Annotated in this window: 24 protein-coding genes; 11 read left to right on the forward strand and 13 right to left on the reverse strand. The window is 61.4% G+C overall.

What is annotated here, in order from left to right; all coding sequences use genetic code 11:
- The first annotated feature begins 101 nt into the window (after positions 1-101).
- From zwf to ACR0C9_RS16535, 4 genes are read left to right on the forward strand one after another with little or no spacing between them, the layout of a single operon-like run.
- Positions 102-1,547, forward strand: coding sequence for a glucose-6-phosphate dehydrogenase (gene zwf / locus ACR0C9_RS16520; protein WP_480781477.1), 1,446 nt, complete (start codon positions 102-104; stop codon positions 1,545-1,547).
- A gap of 2 nt (positions 1,548-1,549) precedes the next feature.
- Positions 1,550-3,355: a phosphogluconate dehydratase gene (gene edd, locus ACR0C9_RS16525; RefSeq protein ID WP_480781478.1), complete on the forward strand. Its 1,806-nt coding sequence runs from the start codon at positions 1,550-1,552 to the stop codon at positions 3,353-3,355.
- 3 nt (positions 3,356-3,358) lie between these two features.
- The gene (locus ACR0C9_RS16530) at positions 3,359-3,991 is read left to right on the forward strand and encodes a bifunctional 4-hydroxy-2-oxoglutarate aldolase/2-dehydro-3-deoxy-phosphogluconate aldolase (RefSeq protein ID WP_480781479.1); all 633 of its coding nucleotides are present in this window, start codon (positions 3,359-3,361) and stop codon (positions 3,989-3,991) included.
- Between the two features lie 51 nt (positions 3,992-4,042).
- Positions 4,043-5,233 (forward strand): aminotransferase class V-fold PLP-dependent enzyme, encoded by a 1,191-nt coding sequence (locus ACR0C9_RS16535; RefSeq protein ID WP_170454180.1) that lies wholly within the window; start codon positions 4,043-4,045, stop codon positions 5,231-5,233.
- Positions 5,234-5,331: 98 nt separating this feature from the next.
- Here ACR0C9_RS16535 and ACR0C9_RS16540 read toward each other — a convergent pair whose 3' ends face one another.
- The gene (locus ACR0C9_RS16540; protein ID WP_480781480.1) at positions 5,332-6,441 is read right to left on the reverse strand and encodes a pyridoxal phosphate-dependent aminotransferase; all 1,110 of its coding nucleotides are present in this window, start codon (positions 6,439-6,441) and stop codon (positions 5,332-5,334) included.
- A 130-nt stretch (positions 6,442-6,571) separates the two neighbouring features.
- On the opposite strand from ACR0C9_RS16540, the gene ACR0C9_RS16545 reads away from it, so the two are divergent.
- Positions 6,572-7,354 (forward strand): crotonase/enoyl-CoA hydratase family protein, encoded by a 783-nt coding sequence (locus ACR0C9_RS16545; RefSeq protein ID WP_170623700.1) that lies wholly within the window; start codon positions 6,572-6,574, stop codon positions 7,352-7,354.
- On the opposite strand, the gene ACR0C9_RS16550 is transcribed toward ACR0C9_RS16545, so the two are convergent.
- The 5 genes from ACR0C9_RS16550 to ACR0C9_RS16570 form a co-directional block, all read right to left on the reverse strand.
- Positions 7,355-7,687 carry a DnaJ family domain-containing protein gene (locus tag ACR0C9_RS16550; protein WP_480781481.1) on the reverse strand — a complete coding sequence of 111 codons (333 nt, stop codon included), beginning with the start codon at positions 7,685-7,687 and terminating at the stop codon, positions 7,355-7,357.
- 33 nt (positions 7,688-7,720) lie between these two features.
- Positions 7,721-8,884, reverse strand: a complete 1,164-nt coding sequence (locus ACR0C9_RS16555; RefSeq protein ID WP_480781482.1) for a benzoate/H(+) symporter BenE family transporter — start codon at positions 8,882-8,884, stop codon at positions 7,721-7,723.
- A 138-nt stretch (positions 8,885-9,022) separates the two neighbouring features.
- Positions 9,023-12,079, reverse strand: a complete 3,057-nt coding sequence (locus ACR0C9_RS16560; RefSeq protein WP_480781483.1) for a valine--tRNA ligase — start codon at positions 12,077-12,079, stop codon at positions 9,023-9,025.
- Between the two features lie 79 nt (positions 12,080-12,158).
- A complete protein-coding gene (locus ACR0C9_RS16565) occupies positions 12,159-12,887 on the reverse strand; it encodes a dienelactone hydrolase family protein (protein ID WP_480781484.1) in 729 nt (242 codons plus the stop codon).
- 110 nt (positions 12,888-12,997) lie between these two features.
- Complete coding sequence (locus ACR0C9_RS16570; RefSeq protein ID WP_480781553.1) at positions 12,998-13,582, reverse strand: hypothetical protein; 585 nt, start codon at positions 13,580-13,582, stop codon at positions 12,998-13,000.
- Here ACR0C9_RS16570 and ACR0C9_RS16575 point away from each other — a divergent pair.
- The gene (locus tag ACR0C9_RS16575) at positions 13,481-14,557 is read left to right on the forward strand and encodes a DUF2235 domain-containing protein (protein WP_480708543.1); all 1,077 of its coding nucleotides are present in this window, start codon (positions 13,481-13,483) and stop codon (positions 14,555-14,557) included. The genes ACR0C9_RS16570 and ACR0C9_RS16575 overlap by 102 nt on opposite strands.
- A gap of 8 nt (positions 14,558-14,565) precedes the next feature.
- Here ACR0C9_RS16575 and ACR0C9_RS16580 read toward each other — a convergent pair whose 3' ends face one another.
- Both ACR0C9_RS16580 and ACR0C9_RS16585 read right to left on the reverse strand, forming a co-directional pair.
- Positions 14,566-15,210: an NUDIX hydrolase gene (locus tag ACR0C9_RS16580; protein WP_480781485.1), complete on the reverse strand. Its 645-nt coding sequence runs from the start codon at positions 15,208-15,210 to the stop codon at positions 14,566-14,568.
- Positions 15,211-15,215: 5 nt separating this feature from the next.
- A complete protein-coding gene (locus ACR0C9_RS16585) occupies positions 15,216-15,791 on the reverse strand; it encodes a GcrA family cell cycle regulator (protein ID WP_170454159.1) in 576 nt (191 codons plus the stop codon).
- A gap of 128 nt (positions 15,792-15,919) precedes the next feature.
- Here ACR0C9_RS16585 and ACR0C9_RS16590 point away from each other — a divergent pair, with 128 nt between their 5' ends.
- Entirely contained in the window at positions 15,920-16,723 is an 804-nt protein-coding gene (locus ACR0C9_RS16590; protein WP_170737033.1) for an ABC transporter permease, read from the forward strand.
- On the opposite strand, the gene ACR0C9_RS16595 is transcribed toward ACR0C9_RS16590, so the two are convergent.
- On the reverse strand, positions 16,705-17,595 hold the full coding sequence (locus ACR0C9_RS16595; RefSeq protein ID WP_170454157.1) for a DMT family transporter: 891 nt from the start codon (positions 17,593-17,595) through the stop codon (positions 16,705-16,707). The two genes, ACR0C9_RS16590 and ACR0C9_RS16595, sit on opposite strands and share 19 nt — an antisense overlap.
- Positions 17,596-17,888: 293 nt before the next feature.
- Here ACR0C9_RS16595 and ACR0C9_RS16600 point away from each other — a divergent pair, with 293 nt between their 5' ends.
- Together ACR0C9_RS16600 and argF are read left to right on the forward strand one after the other, a co-directional pair.
- Positions 17,889-19,076: an aspartate aminotransferase family protein gene (locus tag ACR0C9_RS16600; RefSeq protein WP_170623694.1), complete on the forward strand. Its 1,188-nt coding sequence runs from the start codon at positions 17,889-17,891 to the stop codon at positions 19,074-19,076.
- Between the two features lie 75 nt (positions 19,077-19,151).
- Positions 19,152-20,078 carry an ornithine carbamoyltransferase gene (gene argF, locus ACR0C9_RS16605; RefSeq protein WP_480781486.1) on the forward strand — a complete coding sequence of 309 codons (927 nt, stop codon included), beginning with the start codon at positions 19,152-19,154 and terminating at the stop codon, positions 20,076-20,078.
- Here argF and ACR0C9_RS16610 read toward each other — a convergent pair.
- Together ACR0C9_RS16610 and ACR0C9_RS16615 are read right to left on the reverse strand one after the other, a co-directional pair.
- The gene (locus tag ACR0C9_RS16610) at positions 20,075-20,674 is read right to left on the reverse strand and encodes a ferric reductase-like transmembrane domain-containing protein (RefSeq protein ID WP_480781487.1); all 600 of its coding nucleotides are present in this window, start codon (positions 20,672-20,674) and stop codon (positions 20,075-20,077) included. The genes argF and ACR0C9_RS16610 overlap by 4 nt on opposite strands.
- Positions 20,675-20,677: 3 nt before the next feature.
- Positions 20,678-21,166 (reverse strand): twin-arginine translocation pathway signal, encoded by a 489-nt coding sequence (locus ACR0C9_RS16615; protein ID WP_480781488.1) that lies wholly within the window; start codon positions 21,164-21,166, stop codon positions 20,678-20,680.
- Positions 21,167-21,451: 285 nt separating this feature from the next.
- On the opposite strand from ACR0C9_RS16615, the gene ACR0C9_RS16620 reads away from it, so the two are divergent.
- Together ACR0C9_RS16620 and ACR0C9_RS16625 are read left to right on the forward strand one after the other, a co-directional pair.
- Complete coding sequence (locus ACR0C9_RS16620) at positions 21,452-22,420, forward strand: pirin family protein (protein ID WP_480781489.1); 969 nt, start codon at positions 21,452-21,454, stop codon at positions 22,418-22,420.
- Between the two features lie 67 nt (positions 22,421-22,487).
- Positions 22,488-23,462, forward strand: coding sequence for a 2-dehydropantoate 2-reductase (locus ACR0C9_RS16625; RefSeq protein WP_480781490.1), 975 nt, complete (start codon positions 22,488-22,490; stop codon positions 23,460-23,462).
- Between the two features lie 11 nt (positions 23,463-23,473).
- Here the strand turns inward: ACR0C9_RS16625 and ACR0C9_RS16630 are convergent, their stop codons facing one another.
- Together ACR0C9_RS16630 and ACR0C9_RS16635 are read right to left on the reverse strand one after the other, a co-directional pair.
- Positions 23,474-24,952, reverse strand: a complete 1,479-nt coding sequence (locus ACR0C9_RS16630) for an inorganic phosphate transporter (RefSeq protein ID WP_480781491.1) — start codon at positions 24,950-24,952, stop codon at positions 23,474-23,476.
- Between the two features lie 72 nt (positions 24,953-25,024).
- The gene (locus tag ACR0C9_RS16635) at positions 25,025-25,501 is read right to left on the reverse strand and encodes an NUDIX hydrolase (RefSeq protein WP_480781492.1); all 477 of its coding nucleotides are present in this window, start codon (positions 25,499-25,501) and stop codon (positions 25,025-25,027) included.
- Positions 25,502-25,526: the final 25 nt, after the last annotated feature.

Below are 25,526 nucleotides of genomic sequence, written 5' to 3' on the forward strand. Positions count from 1 at the left end.
GCCTTAAATGTTAGCGATAACAGTTTTGCGTTTTGGGCGCTTCGTGCCCAATGAGCCGGTCGTGCTAAGCTGACGACAGAGAATTCGAAAGGAACCTTGCCATGGTGTCTCGCGTAATTCCGGTGGATCCGTTCGACCTGGTGCTGTTTGGTGCGACAGGCGACCTGGCGCAGCGGAAGATCATTCCGGGCCTCTATCATCGGTTCCAGGTTGGCCAGATGCCGGAAGACGCCAGGATCATCGGCACAGCGCGGTCAGATATGGACAGCGCCGCGTTCCGGGATCAGGTGCGCAAATCGATGGACGAATTCGCGCCCGGCTTTGACAAGGCCACGCTGGACCGCTTTCTTGAGCGGGTCGAATATGTCCCCGTGGACGCGCTGGGCGCGGCGGGCTGGGATGATCTCAAGTCCGTTTTGCGCGAGGATGTGGTTCGTGCGTTCTATCTGTCGGTGGGGCCAAGCCTGTTCTCGGGAATCGCAAAGCGCCTTCAGGATCAGGGTCTTGCGACACCCGACAGCCGCATCGTCGTGGAAAAGCCATTTGGGCATGACCTGGCCTCGGCCAAGGCGCTGAACGAAGGTCTGCGCGCCTGTTTCGAGGAACATCAGATTTACCGCATCGACCATTATCTGGGTAAGGAAACGGTGCAGAACCTGATGGCGCTGCGCTTTGCCAATTCGCTGTTCGAACCGCTCTGGAATTCGACCCATATTGATCATGTGCAGATCACCGTGGCCGAAACTGTGGGGGTCGAAGGGCGCGGCGCGTATTACGACCAGTCCGGCGCCATGCGGGACATGATCCAGAACCACCTTGTGCAGCTTTTGTGCCTGACCGCGATGGAACCCCCCTCGAATTTTTCGCCAAACTCGGTGCGCGACGAAAAGGTCAAGGTGATCAAGGCGTTGGAGCCGGTTGATGCCAAAGACATCGCGCGCGGCCAGTACCGTGCGGATAAGGGCGAAGGCGGATATGTCGATCACGTCGGCGATCCGGCCAGCCGCACCGAAAGCTTCATTGCGCTCAAGGTCCATCTGGGCAACTGGCGCTGGGCCGGGGTGCCGTTCTACCTGCGCACGGGCAAACGGCTGCGGGCGCGCGAATCCGAGATTGCGGTGTTCTTCCGCGACCCGCCCCATACGATTTTCCCCAATGTCGGCCCCTTGCGCGGCAATGTGCTGGTGATCCGCCTGCAACCGGATGAAGGCATCACCCTGCGCACGACGATCAAAGACCCGGGTCCGGGCGGCTTCCGCCTGTCCGACGTCTCGCTGGATATGAGCTTTGCCGACGCGCTGGGCGACGATGCCAGCGCCCCGGACGCCTATGAGCGCTTGATTATGGACGTCATCCGTGGCGACCAGACCTTGTTCATGCGGGGAGACGAGGCCGAGGCCGCCTGGGCCTGGGTTGATCCCATCATTCAGGGGTGGGAACAACGCGGCGACCGCCCGTCACGCTATGATCAGGGCAGTTCGGGGCCGGAAGAAGCACTGATGCTGATGCATCGCGATGGACGCCGCTGGCGTCAGATCGGAGGTTAGGAATGGTTCACACCGTCATCAAGGACGTCACCCAGCGGATCATCGACCGCAGCGCCGACCTGCGTGGCCCGCATCTGGAACGGATGGAACAGGCCAAATCCAAAGGCCCCGCGCGGGGGCATTTGTCCTGCAGCGGTCAGGCCCATGCCTATGCCGGGGCGGGCACAGATCAGCAGGCCATGGCCACAGGTACGGCGGGCAATCTGGGTATCGTCACTGCCTATAACGACATGCTGTCCGCCCACCAACCGTTCGAGCGCTACCCCGAGCTGATCCGTCAGGCCATTCGCGACGCAGGCGGAACCGCTCAGGTCGCAGGCGGTGTGCCCGCCATGTGCGACGGCGTCACCCAAGGTGAGGCGGGGATGGAATTGTCGCTGTTCTCGCGCGACGTGATCGCATTGGCGACCGGAGTATCGCTCAGCCACAACACCTATGATGCTGCCGTGTTCCTTGGCGTCTGCGACAAGATCGTCCCCGGTCTTGTGATCGGCGCACAGGCGTTTGGTCATCTGCCCGCGGTGTTCCTGCCTGCCGGTCCGATGACCAGTGGCTTGCCGAATGATGAAAAGGCCAAGGTTCGCCAGAAATTCGCTGCAGGAGAGGTTGGTCGCGAAGAACTCATGGCCGCTGAAATGGCCGCCTATCACGGCCCCGGCACCTGCACCTTTTACGGCACTGCCAACACCAACCAGATGCTGATGGAGTTCATGGGCCTGCACCTGCCGGGCTCCAGCTTCATCAATCCAAACACGCCGCTGCGCGATGCCCTGACCGAAGAGGGCGCGCGCCGTGCGCTGTCGCTTAGCGCTTTGGGCAATCACTATACGCCAGTGTGCCAGATCCTGGATGAACGCGCCTTTGTGAACGGGATCGTGGGTCTTATGGCTACCGGTGGATCCACGAACCTGCTGATCCACCTGATCGCTATGGCCCGCGCGGGTGGTATCGTGCTGGACTGGCAGGATTTCTCGGACGTCTCCGCCGTGGTCCCCTTGGTTGCGCGGGTTTACCCCAACGGTCTGGCCGACGTGAACCACTTCCACGCCGCCGGAGGGTTGGGCTACACCATCGGCACCTTGCTCGAGGATGGCCTGCTGCATCCCGACACACTGACAGTCGCTGGGCAGGGCCTGCACAACTACACCAAAGAACCCAAGCTGATCGGCGGAGAATTGACGTGGCAAGACGGCACGGGCCACAGCCTGAACGAAAAGATCGTCCGTTCAGCCAAGGACCCGTTCCAACCCACCGGAGGCCTGTCGCGCCTGACCGGTAATCTGGGCACCGGGGTCATGAAAGTGTCTGCCGTCGCGCCTGAACATCAGGTGGTCGAAGCCCCGGTCCGCGTGTTCCACGATCAGGACGAAGTCAAAGCCGCCTTCAAAGCCGGTGAGTTCACCGATGACGTCATTGTTGTCGTGCGTTTCCAGGGGCCGAAAGCCAATGGCATGCCCGAGCTGCACTCGCTGACCCCGATTCTGTCGATACTGCAGGGGCGCGGGCAGAAGGTTGCGCTGGTCACAGATGGCCGCATGTCCGGCGCATCCGGCAAGGTTCCGGCGGCAATCCATGTCTCGCCCGAGGCGCTGGATGGCGGTGCAATCGCATATCTGCAGGATGGCGATCTGGTGCGGGTCGATGCGGTGAAAGGTGAGCTGGAAATCCTCACCGATGGGGTTCTGGACCGGGTGCCTGCGAAGGCCGATCTCTCGGCCAATCAATTTGGTGTCGGGCGCGATCTGTTCGGCACATTCCGCGCCAATGTCGGGTCCGCCGACACCGGTGCCAGCATTTTCGGAGTGTAAGCCATGTCCAAAACCCAACGCACGCGCGAGATTTGCTCCCTGGCCCCGATTGTTCCGGTTCTGGTCGTGGACGATGCCGCCACAGCGCGCCCGCTGGCCGAAGCACTTGTCGCTGGCGGCCTTCCGGCGCTTGAGGTCACATTGCGCACTCCGGCGGCTCTGGACGCAATCCGGGCCATGGCCGACGTGCCGGTCGGTGTCGTTGGGGCCGGAACACTGGTCACGCCCGACGATGTCCGCGCCGCGAAAGAAGCGGGCGCGCAATTCGGTGTTTCACCCGGCGCGACCGACGCATTGATTGCTGCCTGTGAGGCGGAAGGCCTGCCCCTGCTGCCCGGCGCAGCCACCGCCAGTGAGGCGATGGCGCTGCTGGAACGGGGCTATGACATGCTGAAATTCTTCCCTGCCGAAGCCTCGGGCGGCGCGCCCGCATTGAAAGCGATCGGAGCACCTCTGCCCCAGATCAAATTCTGCCCCACAGGCGGAGTTTCCCCGGCAAATGCGCGCGATTACCTCTCCCTGTCCAACGTGGTCTGCGCCGGTGGCAGCTGGGTCGCGCCGAAACAGATGGTGCAGGATGGCGACTGGGCAGGCATTGAAACTCTTGCGCGCGAGGCGTCCCGCCTGACGGATTGACGCCGCCCAAAGCAACGCTAGGGTAAGGATCAATTCATACAGGTTGATCCCATGACAAACCAAATCTCCCTTGCGCAGGGGCGCGGGTATCTGGCGATTCCGGGTCCGTCCGTCATACCCGACGCGGTTCTGCAGGCGATGCACCGACCGTCGCCCAATATCTACGAAGGCGCGCTGATCGAGATGATGCCCGCGTTGACCCGCGACCTGCGTCGCGTGGCCCGCACGGATCACAATGTCGCCATCTACATCTCCAACGGCCACGGCACGTGGGAGGCGGCGCTGTCCAACGTGATCGCACCGGGTGAAACGGTGCTGGCCCCGGCTTCGGGCCGGTTCACCCATGGCTGGGCCGAGATGGCCGATGGGATCGGCGCCAAGGTCCAACTGCTGGATTTCGGCACCGCGTCGCCGTGGGATTTCGACCAGATATCCGAGGCCCTGCGCGCGGATACCGCCCACCAGATCAAAGCGGTGCTTGCGGTGCATGTCGATACCTCAAGTTCGGTCCGCAACGATATTCCAACCCTTCGCGCGCTGCTGGACAATCTGGATCATCCGGCGCTTCTGATGGCCGATTGCATCGCCTCGCTGGGCTGCGACCGGTTCGAGATGGATGCCTGGGGCGTCGATGTCATGGTGACCGCCTGCCAAAAGGGGCTGATGACCCCGGCAGGCGTTGGTTTTGTCTTCTTCAACGACAAGGCACAGGCGAAACGTGCAACCATGCCCCGCGTCTCGCAATACTGGGACTGGGTGCCGCGCGCCAATCCCGATCTGTTCTACCAGTATTTCAACGGCACCGCGCCCACCCACCACTTATATGGTTTGCGCGCCGCGCTGGACATGATCCATGCGGAAGGGATCGAGCATGTCTGGGCCCGCCACGAACGTCTGGCACAAGCCGTTTGGGCCGCCTGCGAGATCTGGTCCCAGGGCGATGCCCTGCACATCAACATCGCCGACCGCCAGCACCGCAGCCACGCGGTGACCGCGCTACGCCTGACCGATGGACGCGGAACATCACTTCGCAGATACACCGAGACCCAATTGGGCCTGACACTGGGGATCGGGCTTGGAATGGCGGATGAAGACGGCTGTTTCCGCCTTGGCCATATGGGCCATGTAAACGGGCAGATGATCATGGGGATGCTGGGTGGCGTCGAATCCGGCCTTGCTGCGCTGAACATTCCCCGCGGCTCAGGCGCGCTCGATGCTGCAGCTGCCGTTCTTGCGGGGTAACCCCTCAACAGGATCCGCTGCTTCATCTGGCCAAAAATATCTTCGGGGGGAAATCGCGCAATGCGCGATTGGGGGGCAGACAGCCCCCCCTGCGCCGATCACATCCCGCGCGCCGCGTTCAGCGCTTTGGGCAACGCGACCGCAAATGCATCCAGATCAGCATCCGTCCCGCAACTGACCCGGATACAGCGATTTTGCGGGGCAACAAAAGGCATCCGCACAAAGATTCCCTGCGCGACTAACGACTCCAATACTGCCTTGGCAAAGACACCATCCCGACCGCAGTCAATCGCCACGAAATTGGTGGCCGAGGGCAAGGGCACCAACCCATTGTCCCGCGCAATCTGGTTGATCCGATCCCGAGCCGCGTCGATCAAACCCTGAACCTGCGCCAACCAGGCCCCATCCGCCAACGCGGCCAGCGCCCCGGCCTGTGCCGCGCGGTTCATCCCGAAATGATTGCGCAGCTTGTTGAAGGCCAAAATCAGTTCAGGCGCACCAATCGCATAGCCGACCCGTGCTCCGGCCATCCCGTAGACCTTGGAAAACGTGCGCATTCGGATCACGCGCGGGTCTGCCGCCGACACCGGCGCTGCCGTGCCTTCGGGCGCGCATTCCACATAGGCTTCGTCCAACACCAGCAGGCAACCTTCGGGCAGTGCCCCCATCGCTTTCACGATATCCTCCCCGCTGTGCCAACTGCCCATCGGGTTGTCCGGGTTGGCAAGATAAACCAGCTTGGCCCCAACCTCGGCGGCCCTGGCAAACAGGGCAGACGGGTTCTCGTGGTCCTTGGTATAGGGCACCTTGTGCAAAACGCCCCCATAGCCCGCCACGTGATAGTTGAACGTCGGATAGGCCCCATCCGAGGTCACAACCGCGTCGCCCGGACCTACAAGCAAACGCACGAGATAGCCCAGCAGCCCATCGATGCCTTCACCAACCACGATATTCTCGGCTGACACAGCATGATGCTCGGACAGAGCAACGCGCAGATCGTGGTTTTCCGGATCTCCATACATCCAGATCTCGCCCGCCGCCTGTCGCATCGCCTCAATGGCGCGCGGCGAGGGGCCGAACACGCTTTCATTCGCGCCCAGCCGGGCCGTGAATGGCGCACCGCGCTGACGCTCCTGTGTTTCGGGACCGACAAAGGGCACGGTGGCAGGCAGGGATTGCGCAAGGGATGTGTATCGTGGTCCGGTCATACGTGCAGATAAACGCAAGTCGCGCGGCTGGACAAGGCTCAGCCAAGGCTGGCCTTTGCCCTGACGTCGCAGTGGAACTCGGCCCGCCTTTCGGGGCATGCTGACAAAAACCAGAGTTGGGAGGCCCTGCATGGCGCGCGTATCCGTCGAATACAAAGACCACATTGCCCACGTAACGCTGACACGCGGCGACAAGATGAATGCGCTGGATGACGCGATGTTCAAGGCGATTGTGTCGGCCGGGCAGGACGTCGCGGCCTCGGACGCCCGCGCTGTTGTACTGTCGGGCGAAGGCAAAAGCTTTTGTGCGGGTCTGGACATGGCCAGCATGGCGGGGCTGGCGCAGGCCGATCCGAACGAGATGCTGATGCCGCGCACGCATGAGGACGCCAACCCCTTGCAAGAGGTCGCGATGATCTGGCGGCGCGTGCCGGTGCCGGTGGTCTGCGCCATTCAGGGCGTGGCCTATGGCGGCGGGCTGCAAATCGCGCTGGGCGCGGATATCCGCATCGCCCACCCCGAGGCCAAGCTGGCCCTGATGGAGATGAAATGGGGCATCATCCCGGATATGGGCGGCATGGTTCTGCTGCCGAATCTTGTGCGCTCGGATGTGCTGCGCCTGCTGACCTACACCGCGCGCCCCATCGGCGCGGCACAGGCCGCCGAGTGGGGGCTGGTCACAAAACTCTCGGACGATCCGCTGACCGAGGCGCAGGCACTGGCCGAAGACATCGCGGGCAAAAGCCCCTCGGCCATCCGTGCGGCGAAACGGCTGATTGATGTGGCCGAGACCCGGCCCCGCGCCGACGTGCTGCTTGAGGAGTCCGCCGCGCAGGTGGAACTGATCGGCAAGCCGGATCAGATGGAGGTCGTGATGGCCCAGATGCAGGGCCGCAAGCCCGAGTTCAAATAGTCACCGCATGAAGGCCCGTCGCGCATCGCGGGCCATGTTGTATCGCATCTCAAGTTCGGCGATGCGGGCCATGGCGGCCTTGCGGGCCTCGGGGTCAGTCAGCGCGGCATAATCCTTGCGGGCGGCGTCCAGATTTTTCCGGATCTCGAATTCTTCGGGCAGCACACCGGCCTGCGCCATGATCCGGTGCCCGGCGGCAATGGCGGGATCGCCTTGCGCCTCGGCAGACCGGTCGGGCAGGGGTTTGCCTTCGCCCTCAAGCCCCTGCAACTGGCCCTCGGCCTGCGCCTTTTTGATCCGGCATTCGATCAGTTTTCCCAGCGGTCCAAACATGTCTTCACTGTACCTCAATCTCGGTCCCGGCAGCTAGCGGATTCGGTTTGTCGCCAGATAAGCGATGCCACCCGCCGCCAATCCCCAGACCGCGGCACCCAGCCCAAAGACCGTAACCCCCGAAGCGGTGATGGCAAAGGTAAGGATGGCCGCCTCGCGTTCGGCAGGCACTTCGAGCGCGGCAAAGGTTGCGTTCGCCATCACGCCGATCAGCGCAACTCCGGTCAGGGTTCCCATCAACAGCGGGTCGGCATGGGCAGCAAACCCGGTGATCGCCACAGCAAAAACGCCAAACAGGCAATAGAATACACCGGCCATGACCGCCGACCAATAGCGTTGATCCCGGTCCGGGTGGCTGTCCTCGTTCGAGCACATCGCAGCGGTTATTGCGGCAAGACAGGTGGCGGGGGCTCCGAACGGGGCCGACAGGATGCTGGCCCCTCCGACCGCCGAGAACAGCTTGCCCGCATCCGGTGTGTAGCCAAAGCTGCGCATCACCGCGATGCCGGGGATATTCTGCGTGGCCATGGTGACGATGAACAAAGGGATGCCGATCCCGACAGCGGATGCGACCGAGAATGTGGGCATGGTCCAGACCGGCGCGGCCACCAGATGCTCGGGGCGGACGGGGCTGCCTCCGGCGTTCAGGACAACGACGATTGCCGCCGCGACCACGGCGGCGGGGACGGCGAACAGCCGGTTGAAACGGCCCGCAATGAACCAGGTCAGGATCACCGGCAGGGCCTGCCACGGCAGTTCCACGGCGGCTTTGAAGGGAATGATGCACAGGGGCAGCAGCACCCCGCCCAGCATGGCCTGCGCCAGTGTCGTCGGTATCGCCGCCGCCAACCGCCCCAGCGGTCGCCAGAGACCGGCCAGAACGGTCAGGGCCCCGGCGCACAGAAACGCGCCGACTGCCCCCGAAAAGCCAGCAGCAGGCGTGGCCGAGACCGCAAGCAGCGCCGCACCGGGCGTGGACCATGCCACACTGATCGGCTGCTTGTGCCAAAGGCTGAGGATGATGGCCGCCAACCCCATCGCAATCGCCGCCATCATCAGGCCGGATGCGGATTCAGCGCCCGATGCGCCCATCGCCGCAAGACCCTGCAACACAATCGGAAAAGAGCTGAAGAACCCGACCACCGCCACCACGAGGCCGGTCGAGATTGTCTGCACGGGGGGAAGCGGGTGCGCCATTGCTGCCTCGGGCTTGTTTGAGCAGATTGCTAACAATCGCGGGCTATCATGAGCAAGTGGAAAGCTGTGTCGCCCATAGAAAACCCCGCCAGACGGGTGGCGGGGTTCGGGATTTCCGTATTTGGAACGAGAAGAAGATCAGGCGATTTCGGCCAGACGGGCGAGCGCTTCGTTCAGTTTCGCTTCTTCCTCTTCGCGAGCGGCGAGGTTGGCTTTGGCTTCCGCGACAACCTCTTCCGGGGCCGAGGCCACGAATTTGGGGTTGTTCAGACGACCGCGCAGGCCACCCAGTTCCTTGGCCAGCTTGCCTTTGGCTTTTTCCAGCCGTTCCTTTTCCGCGCCGATGTCGATGATATCCGCCAGCGGCAGACCGAAGGAAGCTCCGGGCGCGGCGATGGAGATGGTGCCTTTGGGCAATTCGTACGCTTTGGTCAGGCTGTCGATCCGCGCCAGACGTTTGATCAACGTCTCGTTGCGGTCCCAAGCGGCTTGGCCATCTGCGTCGATCTCGGTCACCAGCATCGGCACATAGAGCCCCGCCGGAACCCGCATCTGCGCACGGGCCGAGCGGGTGTTTTCGATCACCGAGATCACCCAGTTCATCTCACGATCCGCATCGGCGTCGATCAGGTCGGCGGCGGCATAGGTCGGCCAGTCGGCGTGGACGACCATTTTCGCGCGGGTGCCGGTCAGGCCCCAGAGTTCTTCGGTGATGAAGGGCATGATCGGGTGCAACAGGACCATGCACTGATCCAGAACCCAGCGCATGGTAGCGCGGGTTTCGGCCTGTGCTTCGGTGTCGTCGCCTTGCAACAGGGGTTTCGAGAGTTCGACGTACCAGTCGCAGACCTTGCCCCAGACAAAGGAGTATAGCCCGTTGGCCGCGTCGTTGAAGCGATAGCTTTCCAGCGCCGCGTCGACTTCTTCGCGCACGCGGGCGGTCTCGCCGATGATCCAGCGGTTCACGGCCGCCTTGGGTTTCAGGTCGGCGACATCCAGTTGTGGGACGGCGTCGGTAAAGACCTCGTTCATCTCGGCAAAGCGGACGGCGTTCCACAGTTTGGTGCCGAAGTTGCGATAGCCGGTGATGCGCTCACGGGACAGTTTCAGCACGCCGCCAATCGCCGCCATCGAGGCGTTGGTGAACCGCAGCGCGTCGGCGCCGAATTCGTCCACGATCTCCAGCGGGTCGATGACGTTGCCGGTGGTTTTGGACATCTTCTTGCCCTTCTCGTCGCGGACGAGCTGGTGCAGGTAGACGGTGTGGAACGGAATCTCGTTCACCACGGCCAGTTGCATCATCATCATCCGGGCGACCCAGAAGAACAGGATGTCGAAGCCGGTGATCAGAACATCCGTGGGGAAGTAGCGCTGCATATCCTCGGTCTGCTCGGGCCAGCCCAGCGTGCCAATGGGCCAGAGGCCGGAGGAGAACCATGTGTCGAGGACGTCGGGGTCGCGATAAATCGCAATCGTGTTGTTCTCATCGCCCTCGAAACAGTTCTTTCCAAATGCATCGTTCCAATCGGTTGCAGCGATAACGCTTTCTGCCGCATCTCCATAGTATGCGCGCGCTTTCTCTAGAGCCTCCTCTTCCGTTGCTCCACAAAACTGCGCGGTGAAATCCGCAACATTTGTTGTTTGTTGCCATTTCTCTTTTTCTGGACCGAACCAAACCGGAATCTGATGCCCCCACCACAGTTGGCGCGAGATGCACCAGGGCTCGATGTTTTCCAGCCAGTGGTAATAGGTCTTCTCGCCCGACTCGGGGATGATCTTGACCGTGCCGTCCTTGACCGCATCCAGCGCGGGGCCGACGACCTTTTCGGCATCGACGAACCACTGGTCGGTGAACATCGGCTCGATCACAACTTTCGAGCGGTCGCCGAAGGGCTGCATGATCGGTTTGCTTTCGACCAGCGGAACCAGCGCCGCCGGGTCGTCATCTTCGCCCAGCTTGGTGCCCAGAACAGGGTTGTCGGCGCGGGTCATCACCGCCAGACCGTCATTGGTGATCTCTTCGACGACTTTCGCGCGCGCTTCGAACCGGTCGAGGCCGCGCAGGTGGTCGGGGACGAGGTTGATTGCGTCGATCTCGTTCTCGGTGAATTCGCGCCCACGGGCGTATTCCTGCGCCTTGCCCGCCTCGTCGGCATAAGGCGCGCCATCGGCCCGCATCGTGCCTTTGGTGTCCATCAGGCGGTACATCGGTATGCCGCCGCGCTTGGCAACCATGTTGTCGTTGAAGTCATGCGCGCCGGTGATCTTCACCGCGCCCGAGCCGAAATCAGGATCAGGGTAGTCATCGGTGATGATTGGAATCTGACGGCGATGCTCTTTCGGGCCAACCGGGATTTCGCAGAGTTTCCCGACAATTGGCGCATACCGTTCATCTGACGGATGAACCGCAACCGCGCCGTCGCCTAGCATGGTCTCGGGTCGGGTCGTGGCGATCGAGATGTAATCGCGTTCTTCTTCGAGGATGACGTTCCCGTCCTCGTCCTTCTCGACATAGGTATAGGTTTCACCACCAGCCAGCGGGTATTTGAAGTGCCACATATGACCGGCGACTTCGATATTCTCGACCTCAAGGTCCGAGATTGCGGTTTCGAAATGCGGGTCCCAGTTGACCAGTCGCTTGCCGCGATAGATCAGGCCCTTTTCGTACATATCGACAAAAACTTTGATGACCGCGTCGTGAAAATTCGGAGAATTTTCGTGCCCCGTGCGCGGGTCGCGTGGCGCGCCCGCCATTGTGAAGGCGTTGCGCGACCAGTCGCAGCTTGATCCCAGGCGCTTCAGCTGCTCGATGATCGTGCCGCCATATTCGCCTTTCCACTCCCAGACCTTGTCCAGAAACGCCTCACGCCCCAGTTCACGCCGGCTTGGCTGCTGCTCGGCGGCCAGTTTCTTTTCCACCTGCATCTGGGTGGCGATGCCCGCATGGTCCTGACCGGGTTGCCACAGCGTGTCGAACCCGCGCATCCGGTGCCAGCGGATCAGGATGTCCTGCAGCGTGTTGTTGAACGCATGGCCCACATGCAAAGCGCCTGTTACGTTGGGCGGCGGAATCATGATGGTAAAGCTTTCGTCGCGAGATTTGTTCGCGCCTGCCTTGAAGGCTCCGGCCTGTTCCCAGGCCTTGTAAATGCGGGCCTCGGCCTCGGCCGCGTTGAATGTCTTTTCCATCGCCATGGGGTGCGTCCTGCGTCGTCAATCCTTGATCAGCGCCTGCAATAGCGAATGGACGCGGGAAGGGGAAGGGCCTGCGCGCCTAGGTCATGCCAAAGCGGGCTTTGAAATAGGCATCGACGCGCTGATAGGCCGGTTCGTGGAAGTCGAGGGTCAAAAGCGAGTGGTCCTTGCCCGGATATTCCTTGGTTTCCAGCAGATCGCCAAAGGCCTGTTCCAACGCGTCCATCAGTTTCTTCGGGGCCAGCTTGTCGCCTTCGTATCGCATTGCCAATCCGGGGCCTTTCGCCGTCATACCGGCCGAGGCTGCGGCGATGTCCTGCGCGCTCATATGCAGGTGCTTGCCGCCAAAAATGGGCAGGGCGGGCTGGCTGGCCACACCGCCCACCACGGCATCTTCGGCCATCAGCGTTAGGGCGAAGCTGCCAGTCAGGCACATGCCGATGACACCGACGCCTGCGCTGTTTTCGCGCTGCTTGATCTCTTGCGTCAGGGCGCGCATCCATCCGGCGATGGGGCTTTGCTTGCCTCTTGCGAAGATGTTGAACTCTTTTCGCACGCAAAACAGTCGGGCGGCGTTCTTGGCCATTTCAATCTTGCCGAAGGTACCGAACAAATGCGGCAGGTAAACGCGGAACCCTGATGCGTTCAGCTTGGTTGCCAGATCCAGCGTTTCGGGCCCGATGCCAGGCAATTCCTGCAAGATCAGGATCGGAGGGCCGTTGCCGCCGACGTAAACATCGTGCGTGGTGTTCTGCCCACCGGTCAGCGGGGCTGTGAATGGGAAAACGGTGTCATGTGTCCAAGCCATGGCTTGCATGCTACCTGATTTCTGAAACGCAGCAACATTTGGGCGCACGGGTACCGAAAATCGCTGCTTTGGCGTGGGTCCGCAACGTGAGGCGCGTCACAGACCATGCGCTAACAATCTGCTACAAATTGTAACTCAGATAGCAATACCGCGAGCAGATCGGCTGCCCAAAAACTCATATCTGGGGTAGCTGCGGCGCTCAGGTGAAGACTTTGGTCTGACATGTTGTGTTGTTTGTGTTTTGTTAATGGTTTCAGTGTCATGAAGATCATAACAAGTTTGAATTCTCTGGTTTGGGATGCTGTCGATCCGGCGGTGAGATTGGTCATGATCCTTGGTGCCAATCGGCAACGGCTCACGCCTTCGTTCATGGCCTGTGCCTTGCCCCAGGCGTTTGGGATACCCATGATCAGGTTTACCCCGGCGGTTGTGTTGGCGATACCTGTATCTTCGGGATCGGCGGCAGAGATCGGGGCAGCTTGGCAGGCGCACCGGTCGCTTGGAAGATACGGCCGGAGACGCGCCCAAGGCGTACAGGGTGCAGCGGGCTGAGATGTCCGCCACATCCCAAAACGAATAGGAAGTGCTGAAAGATGAATTTGTCGCGGTTGAGTAGGAGGGTTCTTGGATGGCTCGGACGGCCATTGCGATCCGAGCATTCCGCCGAGACGCCGCATCGCGAGCCGATCAGCCATGTCATCATTCTTGACGGTACCATGTCGACGCTGGAGCCGGGGTTTGAGACCCACGCCGGTCACACCTACCGTTTGTGCCGCGAGGCCGGAAGTCAGGTCTCGGTCTTCTACGAATCCGGTGTTCAGTGGGAAAACTGGAAATCTTCGCTGGACGTGATGATGGGGCGCGGCATCAACCGGCAGATCCGCCGGGCGTATGGGTATCTGGCGTCTCGGTACAAGCCGGGCGACCGTATCTACTTCATCGGCTATTCGCGGGGGGCTTATGGGGTGCGCAGCCTGGCCGGGGTGATCGACATGATCGGGTTGCTCAAGGCCGAACACGCAACCGAGCGCAATATCAAGCAGGCTTACCGCCATTATGAGTGCAACCCCAGCGGCGCCGCGGCGCGGGATTTTCGACAACAGTTTTGCCATGACGAGATCGCTATCGAGATGATCGGCGTGTGGGATACGGTGAAAGCGCTGGGTCTACGCCTGCCGCTGCTGTGGCGCTGGGCCGAGGATCGGCATGCCTTTCACAACCATCATCTGGGTCGCGCCATCCGGCACGGCTATCACGCCATGGCGCTGGATGAGACCCGCGAAGTCTTTGAGCCCGTCTTGTGGAAATGCACGCCCGACTTTCAAGGCCATGTCGAGCAGGTCTGGTTTCGCGGCAGCCACGGCGATGTGGGCGGCCAGTTGAATGGATTTGAGCAGGCGCGACCCCTTAGCAATATCTCTCTGATCTGGATGCTGGATAAGGCCGAGATGCACGGGCTGCCGCTGCCCGAAGGGTGGCGCGACCGGTTCCCCACAAATGCCCATGCGCCGTCTGTTGGCACGTGGCGCGGGTGGGGCAAGATTTTCCTGCTGCGCAAGCATCGAAAAGTGGGGAAGGATCGGTCGGAACGGCTGCATGTCTCGGTCGCACCGGATGAGTTGCCGCGATGGGTGCCTATGCCGGATTTCCCGTCACATCCGGCGCAGTAACCTTCGGCTTAATCGAATAGTGCCGAGGGGTGTTGGGACCGAAACGCTTCGAACGCCGCCTGAATGTCCTGTTCAATGTTCCGTGTCAAAGAAAGGTCGGGCAGGGTGTCCATCGGAAAAAACGCCACGTCGCTTGTCTCGGGTCCCGGTTTCGGTGTGGCCGCACCCGCCTCATCACACAGAAAGAACAGCTTGTAGAAATCCCGAATGTCTGCCGGGTACGGGTGCCGTGCCTTGTGCCGAAGCGCATAAAGGTGCCGTGCACGAACGCGCAATCCGGCCTCTTCCCAAACTTCACGCTCGATGTTTTCCGCCGGAGAGCTTCCGATATCCGCAAATCCGCCCGGCATCGCCCATTTGCCGTCGCTGCGCTCGCGCACCAGCAGGATGTGGCCGTCGCGGATCACGGCCCCTCGAATGTCGATGCTGGGCGTGGCGTAGCCGCCCGCATGTTCGGATACCAAAGCGTCGAGTTCCGACAGAGGGATGCGCCCCAGATCGGCCAGCATGGCGCGGGCCATGTCGGCGATCTCGTCATAGCGTTCGCGGTCGAACGGGTCTTTGGTGAAATGCTGGCCGGTTTCGGCCAGAGCCAGCAGTCTTTTTGCCCGGGTGAGCCAGGTATCCTCCATCGCGGTCGGATCCTGGCGCATCGGATTTAGCGGCGACGGTCCCGGCGCGAGCTCATGGGCTGGAAGGCCACGCCCACATGTGCCTCGCAATAGGGTTTGCCAGCCTCAACGGGCAGGCCGCAGAACCAGAAATCATCGGTCGCGGGGTCACCGACGGGCCATTTGCAGGTCTTCTCGGTCAACTCCATCAGCGTCAGCTTCTTGGCCTTCTTCTCAACCTCGTTGACCTTGGCCAGCGCCTCGGGGCTGATTTCGTTGGCCGAGGGCTGCGGCGGCAATGGCTGACCGGCAGGGATGATCTGACGGCGGGCCGGAACCGCTGGTTTGGCTTCCGCCGCCGGGGCAGGGGCCGGGCGCGCCGGTTCGGTTTTGGGCGCAGGCTTGGGCTTGGCCTCGGCCTTGGGTGCGGGTGCCGGTTTTTCCTTGGGTTCGGATTTCGCCGGGCTGGCGCCGGTTGCCCGGTTCGACAGGCCCAGACGATGCACCTTGCCGATCACCGCGTTGCGCGTCACGCCGCCCAGTTCCTTGGCGATCTGACTGGCCGACTGGCCCTCGCCCCACATCTTTTTCAGCAGTTCTACGCGCTCGTCGGTCCAGGACATGGGTTGCCTTTCAAAAAACGGGAAAGCGGCCCCGGATTCGGGCCGCCTTGGGAATTCGTGTCAGCCCCCTATTCTAATCACTGCGCCCCGAGTTACAAGCAGTCTTCGAATCGGATTGAGGTCAGATGATGCAGAGCCCCGCAGAGCAGAGTGAACCACGGTTTGGTCCGTTCAACTGGATGGGTCTTTATACGCTGGCGCAACGCGAAACGCTGCGCTTTCTGGCGGTCTGGACACAAACCTTGCTGGCGCCCTTGGTGACCGCCGGTCTGTTTCTGCTGATCTTCAACATCGCCATCGGCCCCAGCCGGTCGGACGTCATGGGTGTGCCGTTTCTGACCTTTCTGGCCCCGGGCATCATGATGATGACGGTGATCCAGAATGCATTTGCCAATACGTCCTCGTCGATGGTGATCTCGAAGGTACAGGGTAACATCGTCGACACACTGATGCCGCCGCTCTCTCCTTTGGAGATCCTTCTGGGCTATCTGGCAGGCGGTATCGCCCGCGGCGTGCTGATCGCCTGTGTCGTTGCGGCTGCGCTGGCTTTGGTGTTGGGGATCGTGCCGCAACACCCGCTGGTCGCGTTGATCTTTGTCATCATGGGCGGCGCATTCATGGGGGCCCTGGGGCTTTTGGCCGGGATATTCGCCAACAAGTTCGACCAGATGGCGGCGATCACAAACTTCATCGTCACCCCGCTGGCGTTCTTGTCGGGCACGTTCTACTCGGTCGAAGCACTGCCGCCGCTTCTGAACCGGATCAGCCATGTAAACCCGGTGTTCTATCTGATCGACGGGTTGCGATACGGCATGATCGGAGTCTCGGACAGCGCACCTGTTTTGGGGTTTGCGGTGTGTGGGTTGGCCACGTTGATCGTCTGTTGCGCCACCTGGCAGATGCTGCGCACCGGTTACCGGCTCAAGGCCTGACGCTGCCGCGTTTCACGCCAGACCAGGATCAGTGCCCCGGTCAGGATGACCGAGGATCCGATGACGCTGACGACATCGGGGATCACGTCGAAGATCGCGAAATCGTAAAGCGCAGCAAAGATCAGCGTTGCATAGCTGATGGGGGCGACAAATGACGCATCCGCCCGCGCCATTCCGTTGACGAAACACGCCTGCGCGCAGGCCATCAACCCTCCGATACCAGCCAGCGCGGCCCATTGGGCAGGGGTTGGAGGCTGCCACACTGCGATCACAGCGACCGTTGCGATGGCCAAACCCATCGAATTGTTCACCAGCAGGATCTGGATTGGAATTTCCCGGCCCGCCAGCTTTTTGATGAAAATCAGCTCCATCCCGATCACCGCTGCCGCCGTCAGCGCCAGCAACGCAGCGGGCTGAAAGCTTGCAGGCGTCGGGCGTAGCAGAATAAGCGCCCCGCTCAGCGCTACCGCAGCGGCCAGCCAGCGCCACGGCCCAACACCTTCCTTCAACAGTGGGATGGCCAGAACCATCGCAAAGACAGGGTTTAGGAAAGAGATCGCGGTGGCATCCGCTATTGGGATGTAAGCGACCGAGGCAAACATCAGCGTGATCCCCAACCAGCCAAAACTGGTGCGACCAATGTGCAAGCCCCAATGCGGCCGCCGAAGCCTGGGGCGTAGCGCGGCGACGGCGCTGATGATCACCAGAAACGCGAACAGAAACCGCCCATGGCTGATTTGCATCGGGTGCAAGGGCGGGCCCAAAGTGTCAGTGCCCAACGCCTTGGCCAACAGCGTCGTGGCGGCGATCAGGGCGCTTGCGACAAAGATCAGCAAAGCCGCAAGCGGCGGGTTCTGGGGTGTGGGTGTCATGTCCAAGCGGTGCGTTACATCCGGGGAAATGGCAAGTGGGAAATCCCGCGCCTTATGCCTTCCGGGTATCAGCGCAGATTCGGGGTTTTCAGATCCGACACATCCCGCTATACGACCGGCCATGATCAAAACAGCACATATCCTGCGCCTCCGACGCCGACGCCGCACAGCGTAACCGGCCCGTTTGATCCAATTGCGCGCTGTAAATCCGTGCAAACCCCACCAAATCAGTTGACGACCATGGCTCTTGTGTATCAACCACAGGGCTTAACCTACCCGAAAAGGATGATCCGATGATCCCGTCCGTTCTGCCGACCTATAACCGTGCGCCCCTGACCTTTGTGAAGGGCGAAGGCGCCTGGCTGACCGAGGCGGATGGCCGACGTTTTCTGGATCTCGGCGCGGGGATCGCGGTAAACGCGCTGGGCCACGCGCATCCGGTTTTGGTCAACGCCCTGACCGAGCAGGCACAGGCGCTATGGCATGTCTCGAACCTGTATCACATCCCGCAGCAACAAGCGCTGGCCGACAAGCTGGTCGAGCATACCTTTGCCGACACGGTTTTCTTTACGAATTCCGGGACCGAGGCCTGCGAACTGGCCGTGAAAATGGCCCGCAAGTATTTCTATGACAAAGGCCAGCCGGACCGGGTCGAGATCATCACCTTCGATGGCTCTTTCCACGGTCGCTCCTCGGCCGGGATCGCGGCGGCGGGGTCCGAGAAGATGACAAAGGGCTTTGGCCCGCTGTTGCCCGGCTTTGTCCACCTGACTTTCGGTGATCTGGATGGCGTGACCGATGCGATCACCGAAAAGACAGCCGCAATCATGATCGAGCCGGTTCAGGGCGAGGGCGGTATCCGCCCGGTCCCCGACGCGGAACTCAAAGCCCTGCGCCAGATCTGCGACGAACACGGGCTTCTGCTGATCATGGACGAGGTCCAATGCGGCGTCGGGCGCACCGGGAAACTCTTCGCCCATGAATGGGCGGGGATCACGCCCGATATCATGATGGTTGCCAAAGGCATCGGTGGCGGCTTCCCGTTGGGCGCGGTGCTGGCCACGGAAGAGGCCGCCAGCGGCATGACCGCAGGCACCCACGGCTCGACCTATGGCGGCAACCCGCTGGGCTGCGCCGTCGGATGCGCGGTGATCGATCACGTCGCAACCCCTGAATTTCTGGAAGGCGTTAACCGTAAGGCGGGCCTGCTGCGCCAGAAACTCGAAGGTTTGATCGCCGATCATCCGGACGTCTTTGAAGAGGTCCGCGGCTCTGGCCTGATGCTGGGGCTGAAATGCAAGGCGACCAATCTGGACGTGGTGAATGCAGGCTACGACAATCAGGTTATCACCGTGCCTGCCGCCGATAACGTGATCCGCCTGCTGCCGCCTCTGACGCTGACTGAAGACGACATCGCGCAGGCTGTCATCCGCCTGGACAAAGCCGCCGCGCAGGTCGAAGGCCAACTTGCCACTGCCTGATCTTCATCTTTTCCCAAATACTCCGGGGGTGTGGGGGCTGGCCCCCACTCGCCGCTCAGCCAAAAGCGAAACGATATGAACCATTTCCTTGATATCCACATGACCGATCAGGGTGACCTGCGGGCCATGATCGATCAGGCCGCAGCAATGAAACAGGCCCGTCTGGGCCGCCCCAAGGCAGCATTGGACGACGAACAACCGCTCAAGGATCGCATGGTCGCCCTGATCTTCGAAAAACCATCGACCCGGACGCGCGTGTCCTTTGATGTAGGTGTCCGGCAGATGGGCGGGCAGACCATGGTGTTGTCGGGCAAGGATATGCAGCTGGGTCATGGCGAAACCATCGCCGACACCGCCCGCGTCCTGTCGCGCTATGTCGATATGATTATGATCCGGACTTTCGACGAAACGATCCTGACGGAAATGGCCGAATACTCGGATGTGCCCGTCATCAACGGTCTGACCGACCGTACCCATCCCTGCCAGATCATGGCCGACGTGTTGACGTTTGAGGAACATGGCGGCCCGATCAAAGGCAAAAAGGTGGTCTGGACCGGGGACGGCAACAATGTCTGCGCCTCGTTTCTGCACGCTGCCGGTCAGTTCGGGTTTGACCTGACCTTCACCGGCCCCGCGCAGTTCGATCCCGAGGAAGAATTCATGGGGTTTGCTCGCCAGAAAGGCTCGAAGATCGTAGTGGAACGGGACCCGTACAAAGCGGTCGAAGGCGCGGATCTGATCGTTGCCGATACATGGGTCTCGATGCACGATTCCCAATCGGCCAAGGAACGCCGCCACAACCTGCTGCGCCCCTATCAGGTCAATGCCGAGCTTATGTCGCATGCCAAGCCCGACGCGTTGTTCATGCATTGCCTGCCGGCGCACCGGGAAGAAGAAGTCACGTCCGAGGTGATGGACGGCCCGAACTCGGTCATTTTTGACGAGGCTGAAAATCGCCTGCATGCGCAGAAGTCGATCATGCGGTGGTGTCTCGGCGTCTAGGCCCGCCGCCTGACATCCCACACCCGCAATTTGGTGAGCGCCCGGGCGCTCGCCAGGACCACCAGAACGCACAAAGCGGTCTTGGTCATGATCTCCATCGTGCCTTCGATCAGCATGGCGTGGATCACGCTGCCCAGAATTGTAATCATCGCCAGCCCCGTATGACTCAACCGCCACAGGCGAAACCGCAGGTTCAGGCGCGCCCGGCAGATGCCCAGAACAGCGGCCCCAAATGCGGCCCACATCGCAATCACGCCCCATGCCGAAAACGGAGTTGGCGATGTAAAGAGAAGGGCATCGACGACATCCGGCGGGCTTGTAATCCACAACCCGATCACGTGGATCAGGATGGCCAAGACCAGTATTATTCCAAGCGCACGATGCAAGCGTCGGCTGGTCACGGGCGACGGTCCCGGCAGGTCCTTGGCTGCCAGAAGCGGCTGTAGCAACAAAAGACCCATGCTCAGAACGCCTGCGAACCCGGCGGTAATGTAGATGGGGTCACGCCATTGCAGATACGGGCTGGACGCCGCTGCAATCAGCGGAACAAGCAAGGCAGCCGCCAGCGCCCCCCAGATTGCCAAGCTTCGGATCACGCGTCAGACGGGCTGCAGGATGAAATCCGCCGCCAGGGTTTTGTCCCTTGCACTGGACATGACCGGGCGCAGGAACACGGTTTCGAATTCACCACTGTCATAGGCCAGATGCCCGTGTGGCTGGCCAAAGGCGGGCACGATCTGCGGCATTTCCAACCGGAATTCACCATTTGCGTCGGTCAGTGTTGCCCCATGGCTGTGCGGATCGCGCTCGTGCCCTTCGGTGGTATGTGCCCAGATCTGGATGCGTTGACCGGGCAGGGGCGCCCCGTCACCAGCGCGCCGCACTGTTCCGGTCATCCAGAACCCGCCGCCGCCAATCCGTTCGACGATCGGTGCACCGGGGCGGTAATTGTTCGACCCGCCCCGCATCGATGGCGTGGGGGCAAGACCTGCTGCACGCGCGGGGTTTGGGCGTTGGGCTACAACGCCGACTGCAGCTGCTGTACCCGTTGCGATAAGGGTTCGACGTGTCATCAGTATACGGGTCATCAATAACGCTCCTATCGATCCTGCGGCGACCTTGTGTGATCCAACCATTCAGGCACAATCGATGGCTAAAGATAGCACACCCAAGCCGGATTCCGAGTTTCTACCCTTTAGTATTCGGCAGGATTCCCCTCACGCCTGTGTGAGCGGTTGGGCCGAGGCGGCCGCTTCGGCATCGGCTTGCACGAACACTGTGCGTTCGTGCGCTTTCCCTACTTGTTTTGCGGTATATATTTGCACCCATGAACACAATGCGGTGCAGTGGCCGCTTTTTGAGGGAGAAGAGAAATGAGTTGGAATCCGACCCACAATCCCGAATGCGTGTCCGAAAACCCGGCGCTGGATACTTTGATCATCCCGCGTGCGCGCGATTTGGGCGGGTTCGAGGTGCGTCGCGCCCTGCCATCGGTTCAGCGACAGCTTGTCGGCCCTTTTATCTTCTTCGACCAGATGGGCCCGGCGGAATTCATCACCGAAGGCGGCATCGACGTGCGACCGCATCCGCATATCGGTCTGGGCACCGTTACCTACCTGTATAAGGGCGAGTTCGAACACCGCGACAGCCTTGGCACGCATCAGATGATCTACCCCGGCGAGGTCAACTGGATGGTCGCCGGGCGCGGGGTGACACATTCCGAGCGCACAAGCGACGAAACGCGCGGCAAAAGAAACAGCCTGTTTGGTATTCAGACCTGGATCGCGCTGCCGGAACAGCATGAGGATATGGCCCCGGATTTCGAACATCACAAACAGGGTGCGCTGCCTTGTATTCAAGATACCGGCGTCACCGCGCGGCTGATCCTTGGCTCGGCCTACGGCGAAACAAGCCCGGTGACCATGATGTCCGAGACCTTCTATCTGGATGTCCAGCTTGATCCCGGCGCGTCCTTCCCTCTGCCCGACGACCACGAGGACCGCGGCGTCTATGTCACCGAAGGTTCGGTTGAGATCGCGGGCGATACGTTCGAAGCCGGGCGCATGATGGTCTTTCGCCCCGGCGACAAGCTGTCCGTCAAGGCAGGGCCTTTGGGCGCGCGGCTGATGCTTCTGGGTGGCGCGACTTTGAACGAAGATCGCTATATCTGGTGGAATTTCGTCTCGTCTTCGAAGGAAAAGATCGAAACAGCGACGCGGGAATGGAAGACGGCTGATTGGGCCAACGGCGCCTTTCACCTGCCGCCCGGTGACGATCAGGAATTCATTTCGATTTCCGAGGATCTGGAACGCACCAAGCCTCGGCTCGCGCGTCGAACGTGACGTCATACGGCGGCAGGGTTGTTCTGCCCCTGTAACGCTGTGATCCTTCCCTGAAGGAGGGATCGCCATGAAAATTGTCGTCGCAGGCGCTGGTAGCATCGGGTGCTATTGCGGGGCTTTGCTTGCCGCCTCGGGGCATGAGGTCACCTTGCTGGGGCGCGCGCGTGTATTGGACCCGGTCCGGAAAGATGGTCTGACAGTCACCGATTTCACCGGGCTGCGCCGCACAGTGTCGGCTGAGGCCCTTGTGTTGAGTGAAGACCCCGCCTGTCTGGGCGAGGCCGACCTTGTCATCGTGACCGTGAAATCCGGGGCCACGTCCCAAATGGCCGAATTGATTGCGTCCAACGCTGCACAAAACATCCCCGTCTTGTCCTGGCAAAACGGGATGGAGAACGCTCGCGTCCTGAAAGACATCCTGCCCGGTTATGACGTTCGCGCCGGGATGGTGCCCTTCAACGTGGTGCCGACCGATCCGGGGACCTATCACCGGGCAACCTCGGGCGACATTGTTATCGAAGGCGGCCCCGACGGTTTGGCCACACGGCTGAGCAGCCCGGACCTGCCCGTCTCGGAAAGCGACCGGATCGAGGCAGTTCAGTGGGGCAAACTGGTTATCAACCTCAACAACGCCCTGAATGCGCTGTCAGGTCTGACGCTGGTGGATCAATTGACGGATCGCAACTGGCGGCGTCTGATGGCCGACCAGATGGCCGAGGCTTTGGCCGTTCTGAAAGCGGCGGGCCAGCCGGTTGCCTCGACCACCCCGTTGCCTGCCGGGATGACGCCGCACATTCTGCGTCTGCCGACGCCTCTGTTCACCCGCATCGCGTCCAAAATGCTGACCATCGATCCGGCGGCGCGAACCTCGATGGCCTATGATCTGAGGGAAGGGCGGGCGACGGAAATCGACTCGCTGCAGGGTGAGATCATGCGTCTGGGTCAGAAAACCGGGGTGCCGACACCGATTTGCACGCGCGTTTCAGACCTGATCCTGCAGCGGCCTTCGACCCGGCTGACACCGGATCAAATCCGGGCCTGACGGCTCTGGCCTCACGCGAAGGCTGTCAGGACCCAGAAGATCAACGCAGACATGGTCGCCGCTGCCGGTACGGTGACGACCCACGCGGCAACAATGGTCATGAAATGCGACCGCCGCACCAGTTTGCGCCTTTGGTGTTCTTCGCGCGCCAGTCGCTTTTCGCTGGGGCGTTGCAGGTTCGACTGTTTCCAGCGCCGGTCCGAGTGCCATTCGCGGTAGAACCCAACACCGAACACGGCCCCCACCGCGATGTGGGTCGAACTGACCGGCAAGCCCAGCCAGCTTGCAACGATAACCGTGATCGCGGCAGACAGGGCCACGCAAAAGGCGCGCATCGGGTTCAGCTTGGTGATTTGGCTGCCAACCATCCGGATCAGTTTCGGGCCGAACAGGAACAGACCAAAGGAGATCCCGAACGCGCCGATGACCATGACCCAGATCGGGATAGAGACCTTGGCGGCGAAATCACCGAACTCTGCCGCATGTACGATCGCGGCCAAGGGGCCAACAGCGTTGGCCACGTCATTTGCCCCATGCGCAAAGCTCAGAAACGTGGCAGAGATCACCAGCGGCAGCCCGAACAGGGTTTTCAGGGACCGCGTGCGGTTCTCCAGCCCTTCGGACTTTCGCTTGACCCATGGCACGGTGACCGACCAGGCCAGCGCGCCAGTGGCCAAGCCGACCAGCAGGGCGGTTTCCGGTTCGATCTTGACGATCCGTTTCAGGCCCTTAACGGCCAGATAGGTGGCGAACGCCCCGGCCATCAGCGCCACAAGGATGGGTACCCAGCGGCGGGCGGCGGCGATCTTGTCGTCCTGGTACTGGATTTTGGCTTTGATCAGCGCCAGAAAACCGGCCGCGATCAACCCGCCCAAAACCGGAGAGATCACCCAGCTTGCGGCAATCGCGCTCATGGTGCTCCAGTTGACGGCGCTCATCCCTGCGGCTGCAATGCCGGCGCCCATCACCCCGCCCACAACCGAATGGGTGGTCGAAACCGGCGCACCGACCCATGTGGCCAGATTGACCCACATCGCAGATGAGATCAGCGCGGCCATCATGGCCCAGATAAAGACGTTGCTGTTCTGCACCGACATCGGGTCGATAATGCCCTTGGATATGGTCGACACCACATCGCCCCCGGCCAGCAGCGCGCCAGCGCTTTCGGCGATAGCGGCGATGGCAATTGCTCCGCCCATGGTCAGCGCGTTGGCCCCGACCGCAGGCCCCATGTTGTTGGCCACGTCGTTTGCGCCGATATTGATCGCCATATACGCGCCGAATGCTGCCGCAGCGACGACGATCAGGCCCCCGTCAAAGCGCCCGAAAAAGACTGCGGCGGTCAGTCCGGCCAATGCCATGAAGGCCAATGCCAGACCAGGCCCCAGCAGCGGGCGCGCGACATGAGAGTTCGCGGTTTCGACGCGCGAAATACGGTGGAGGTCAGTGTCCAGCGACTGCCAGCGGGCTTTGGATTGTGTATTCGACATGGGCTCGATCAGATCATCTATGCGATCACAGGCCGCTATCGGTTTACGGACAGCAGGGCAACGTGTCTGTCATCAAATTTTTGCAATCTCGTTACATTTGGCAAGCAATGACTGCAATTCCGGCTCGGCAACCAAAGTAGCCGCCGTTTCGGGCGAGACCCAGTTGCGGGTGCGCTGATCGGCTTCGGGGAAATCCTCGGACAATTCTGCCACGGTGACATGGTAAACCGTGGTCAGAACCGGTTGTGCAGAGCCGTCTTTGAGGATCTTGTCATAGGTGTAGTGACCGACCGGCTCTTTCCGGACCGCCTCGGACCGGACGCCAGCCTCTTCCCACGCTTCCTGAGCAGCCGTTTCCGCCCCGTCCAGCCCATCGATGGGCCAGCCCTTGGGGATGACCCAGCGCCCGGTGTCGCGGCTGGTGATCAGCAAAATTTCCATCCCGGTTTCGGTGTGACGCGTGCAAATGGCTGCGAACTGCACCCGACGCGGGCGCAGGAACAGGGGTCTTGCGACCTCTTCCCAGATGTTTCGAAACCAGTGTGTCATTGGCACAGTCTAAAATAAGCCCCGG

This window comes from Ruegeria sp. C12 (assembly GCF_056537745.1).

What these genes read in the sequence shown, in the direction of transcription:
- zwf (WP_480781477.1), top strand. Translation starts at nt 102, where the DNA reads ATGGTGTCTCGCGTAATTCCGGTGGATCCGTTCGACCTGGTGCTGTTT.
- edd (WP_480781478.1), top strand. Translation starts at nt 1,550, where the DNA reads ATGGTTCACACCGTCATCAAGGACGTCACCCAGCGGATCATCGACCGC.
- ACR0C9_RS16530 (WP_480781479.1), top strand. Translation starts at nt 3,359, where the DNA reads ATGTCCAAAACCCAACGCACGCGCGAGATTTGCTCCCTGGCCCCGATT.
- ACR0C9_RS16535 (WP_170454180.1), top strand. Translation starts at nt 4,043, where the DNA reads ATGACAAACCAAATCTCCCTTGCGCAGGGGCGCGGGTATCTGGCGATT.
- ACR0C9_RS16540 (WP_480781480.1), bottom strand. Translation starts at nt 6,441, where the DNA reads ATGACCGGACCACGATACACATCCCTTGCGCAATCCCTGCCTGCCACC.
- ACR0C9_RS16545 (WP_170623700.1), top strand. Translation starts at nt 6,572, where the DNA reads ATGGCGCGCGTATCCGTCGAATACAAAGACCACATTGCCCACGTAACG.
- ACR0C9_RS16550 (WP_480781481.1), bottom strand. Translation starts at nt 7,687, where the DNA reads ATGTTTGGACCGCTGGGAAAACTGATCGAATGCCGGATCAAAAAGGCG.
- ACR0C9_RS16555 (WP_480781482.1), bottom strand. Translation starts at nt 8,884, where the DNA reads ATGGCGCACCCGCTTCCCCCCGTGCAGACAATCTCGACCGGCCTCGTG.
- ACR0C9_RS16560 (WP_480781483.1), bottom strand. Translation starts at nt 12,079, where the DNA reads ATGGCGATGGAAAAGACATTCAACGCGGCCGAGGCCGAGGCCCGCATT.
- ACR0C9_RS16565 (WP_480781484.1), bottom strand. Translation starts at nt 12,887, where the DNA reads ATGGCTTGGACACATGACACCGTTTTCCCATTCACAGCCCCGCTGACC.
- ACR0C9_RS16575 (WP_480708543.1), top strand. Translation starts at nt 13,481, where the DNA reads ATGAATTTGTCGCGGTTGAGTAGGAGGGTTCTTGGATGGCTCGGACGG.
- ACR0C9_RS16570 (WP_480781553.1), bottom strand. Translation starts at nt 13,582, where the DNA reads ATGGCTGATCGGCTCGCGATGCGGCGTCTCGGCGGAATGCTCGGATCG.
- ACR0C9_RS16580 (WP_480781485.1), bottom strand. Translation starts at nt 15,210, where the DNA reads ATGCGCCAGGATCCGACCGCGATGGAGGATACCTGGCTCACCCGGGCA.
- ACR0C9_RS16585 (WP_170454159.1), bottom strand. Translation starts at nt 15,791, where the DNA reads ATGTCCTGGACCGACGAGCGCGTAGAACTGCTGAAAAAGATGTGGGGC.
- ACR0C9_RS16590 (WP_170737033.1), top strand. Translation starts at nt 15,920, where the DNA reads ATGCAGAGCCCCGCAGAGCAGAGTGAACCACGGTTTGGTCCGTTCAAC.
- ACR0C9_RS16595 (WP_170454157.1), bottom strand. Translation starts at nt 17,595, where the DNA reads ATGACACCCACACCCCAGAACCCGCCGCTTGCGGCTTTGCTGATCTTT.
- ACR0C9_RS16600 (WP_170623694.1), top strand. Translation starts at nt 17,889, where the DNA reads ATGATCCCGTCCGTTCTGCCGACCTATAACCGTGCGCCCCTGACCTTT.
- argF (WP_480781486.1), top strand. Translation starts at nt 19,152, where the DNA reads ATGAACCATTTCCTTGATATCCACATGACCGATCAGGGTGACCTGCGG.
- ACR0C9_RS16615 (WP_480781488.1), bottom strand. Translation starts at nt 21,166, where the DNA reads ATGACCCGTATACTGATGACACGTCGAACCCTTATCGCAACGGGTACA.
- ACR0C9_RS16620 (WP_480781489.1), top strand. Translation starts at nt 21,452, where the DNA reads ATGAGTTGGAATCCGACCCACAATCCCGAATGCGTGTCCGAAAACCCG.
- ACR0C9_RS16625 (WP_480781490.1), top strand. Translation starts at nt 22,488, where the DNA reads ATGAAAATTGTCGTCGCAGGCGCTGGTAGCATCGGGTGCTATTGCGGG.
- ACR0C9_RS16630 (WP_480781491.1), bottom strand. Translation starts at nt 24,952, where the DNA reads ATGTCGAATACACAATCCAAAGCCCGCTGGCAGTCGCTGGACACTGAC.
- ACR0C9_RS16635 (WP_480781492.1), bottom strand. Translation starts at nt 25,501, where the DNA reads ATGACACACTGGTTTCGAAACATCTGGGAAGAGGTCGCAAGACCCCTG.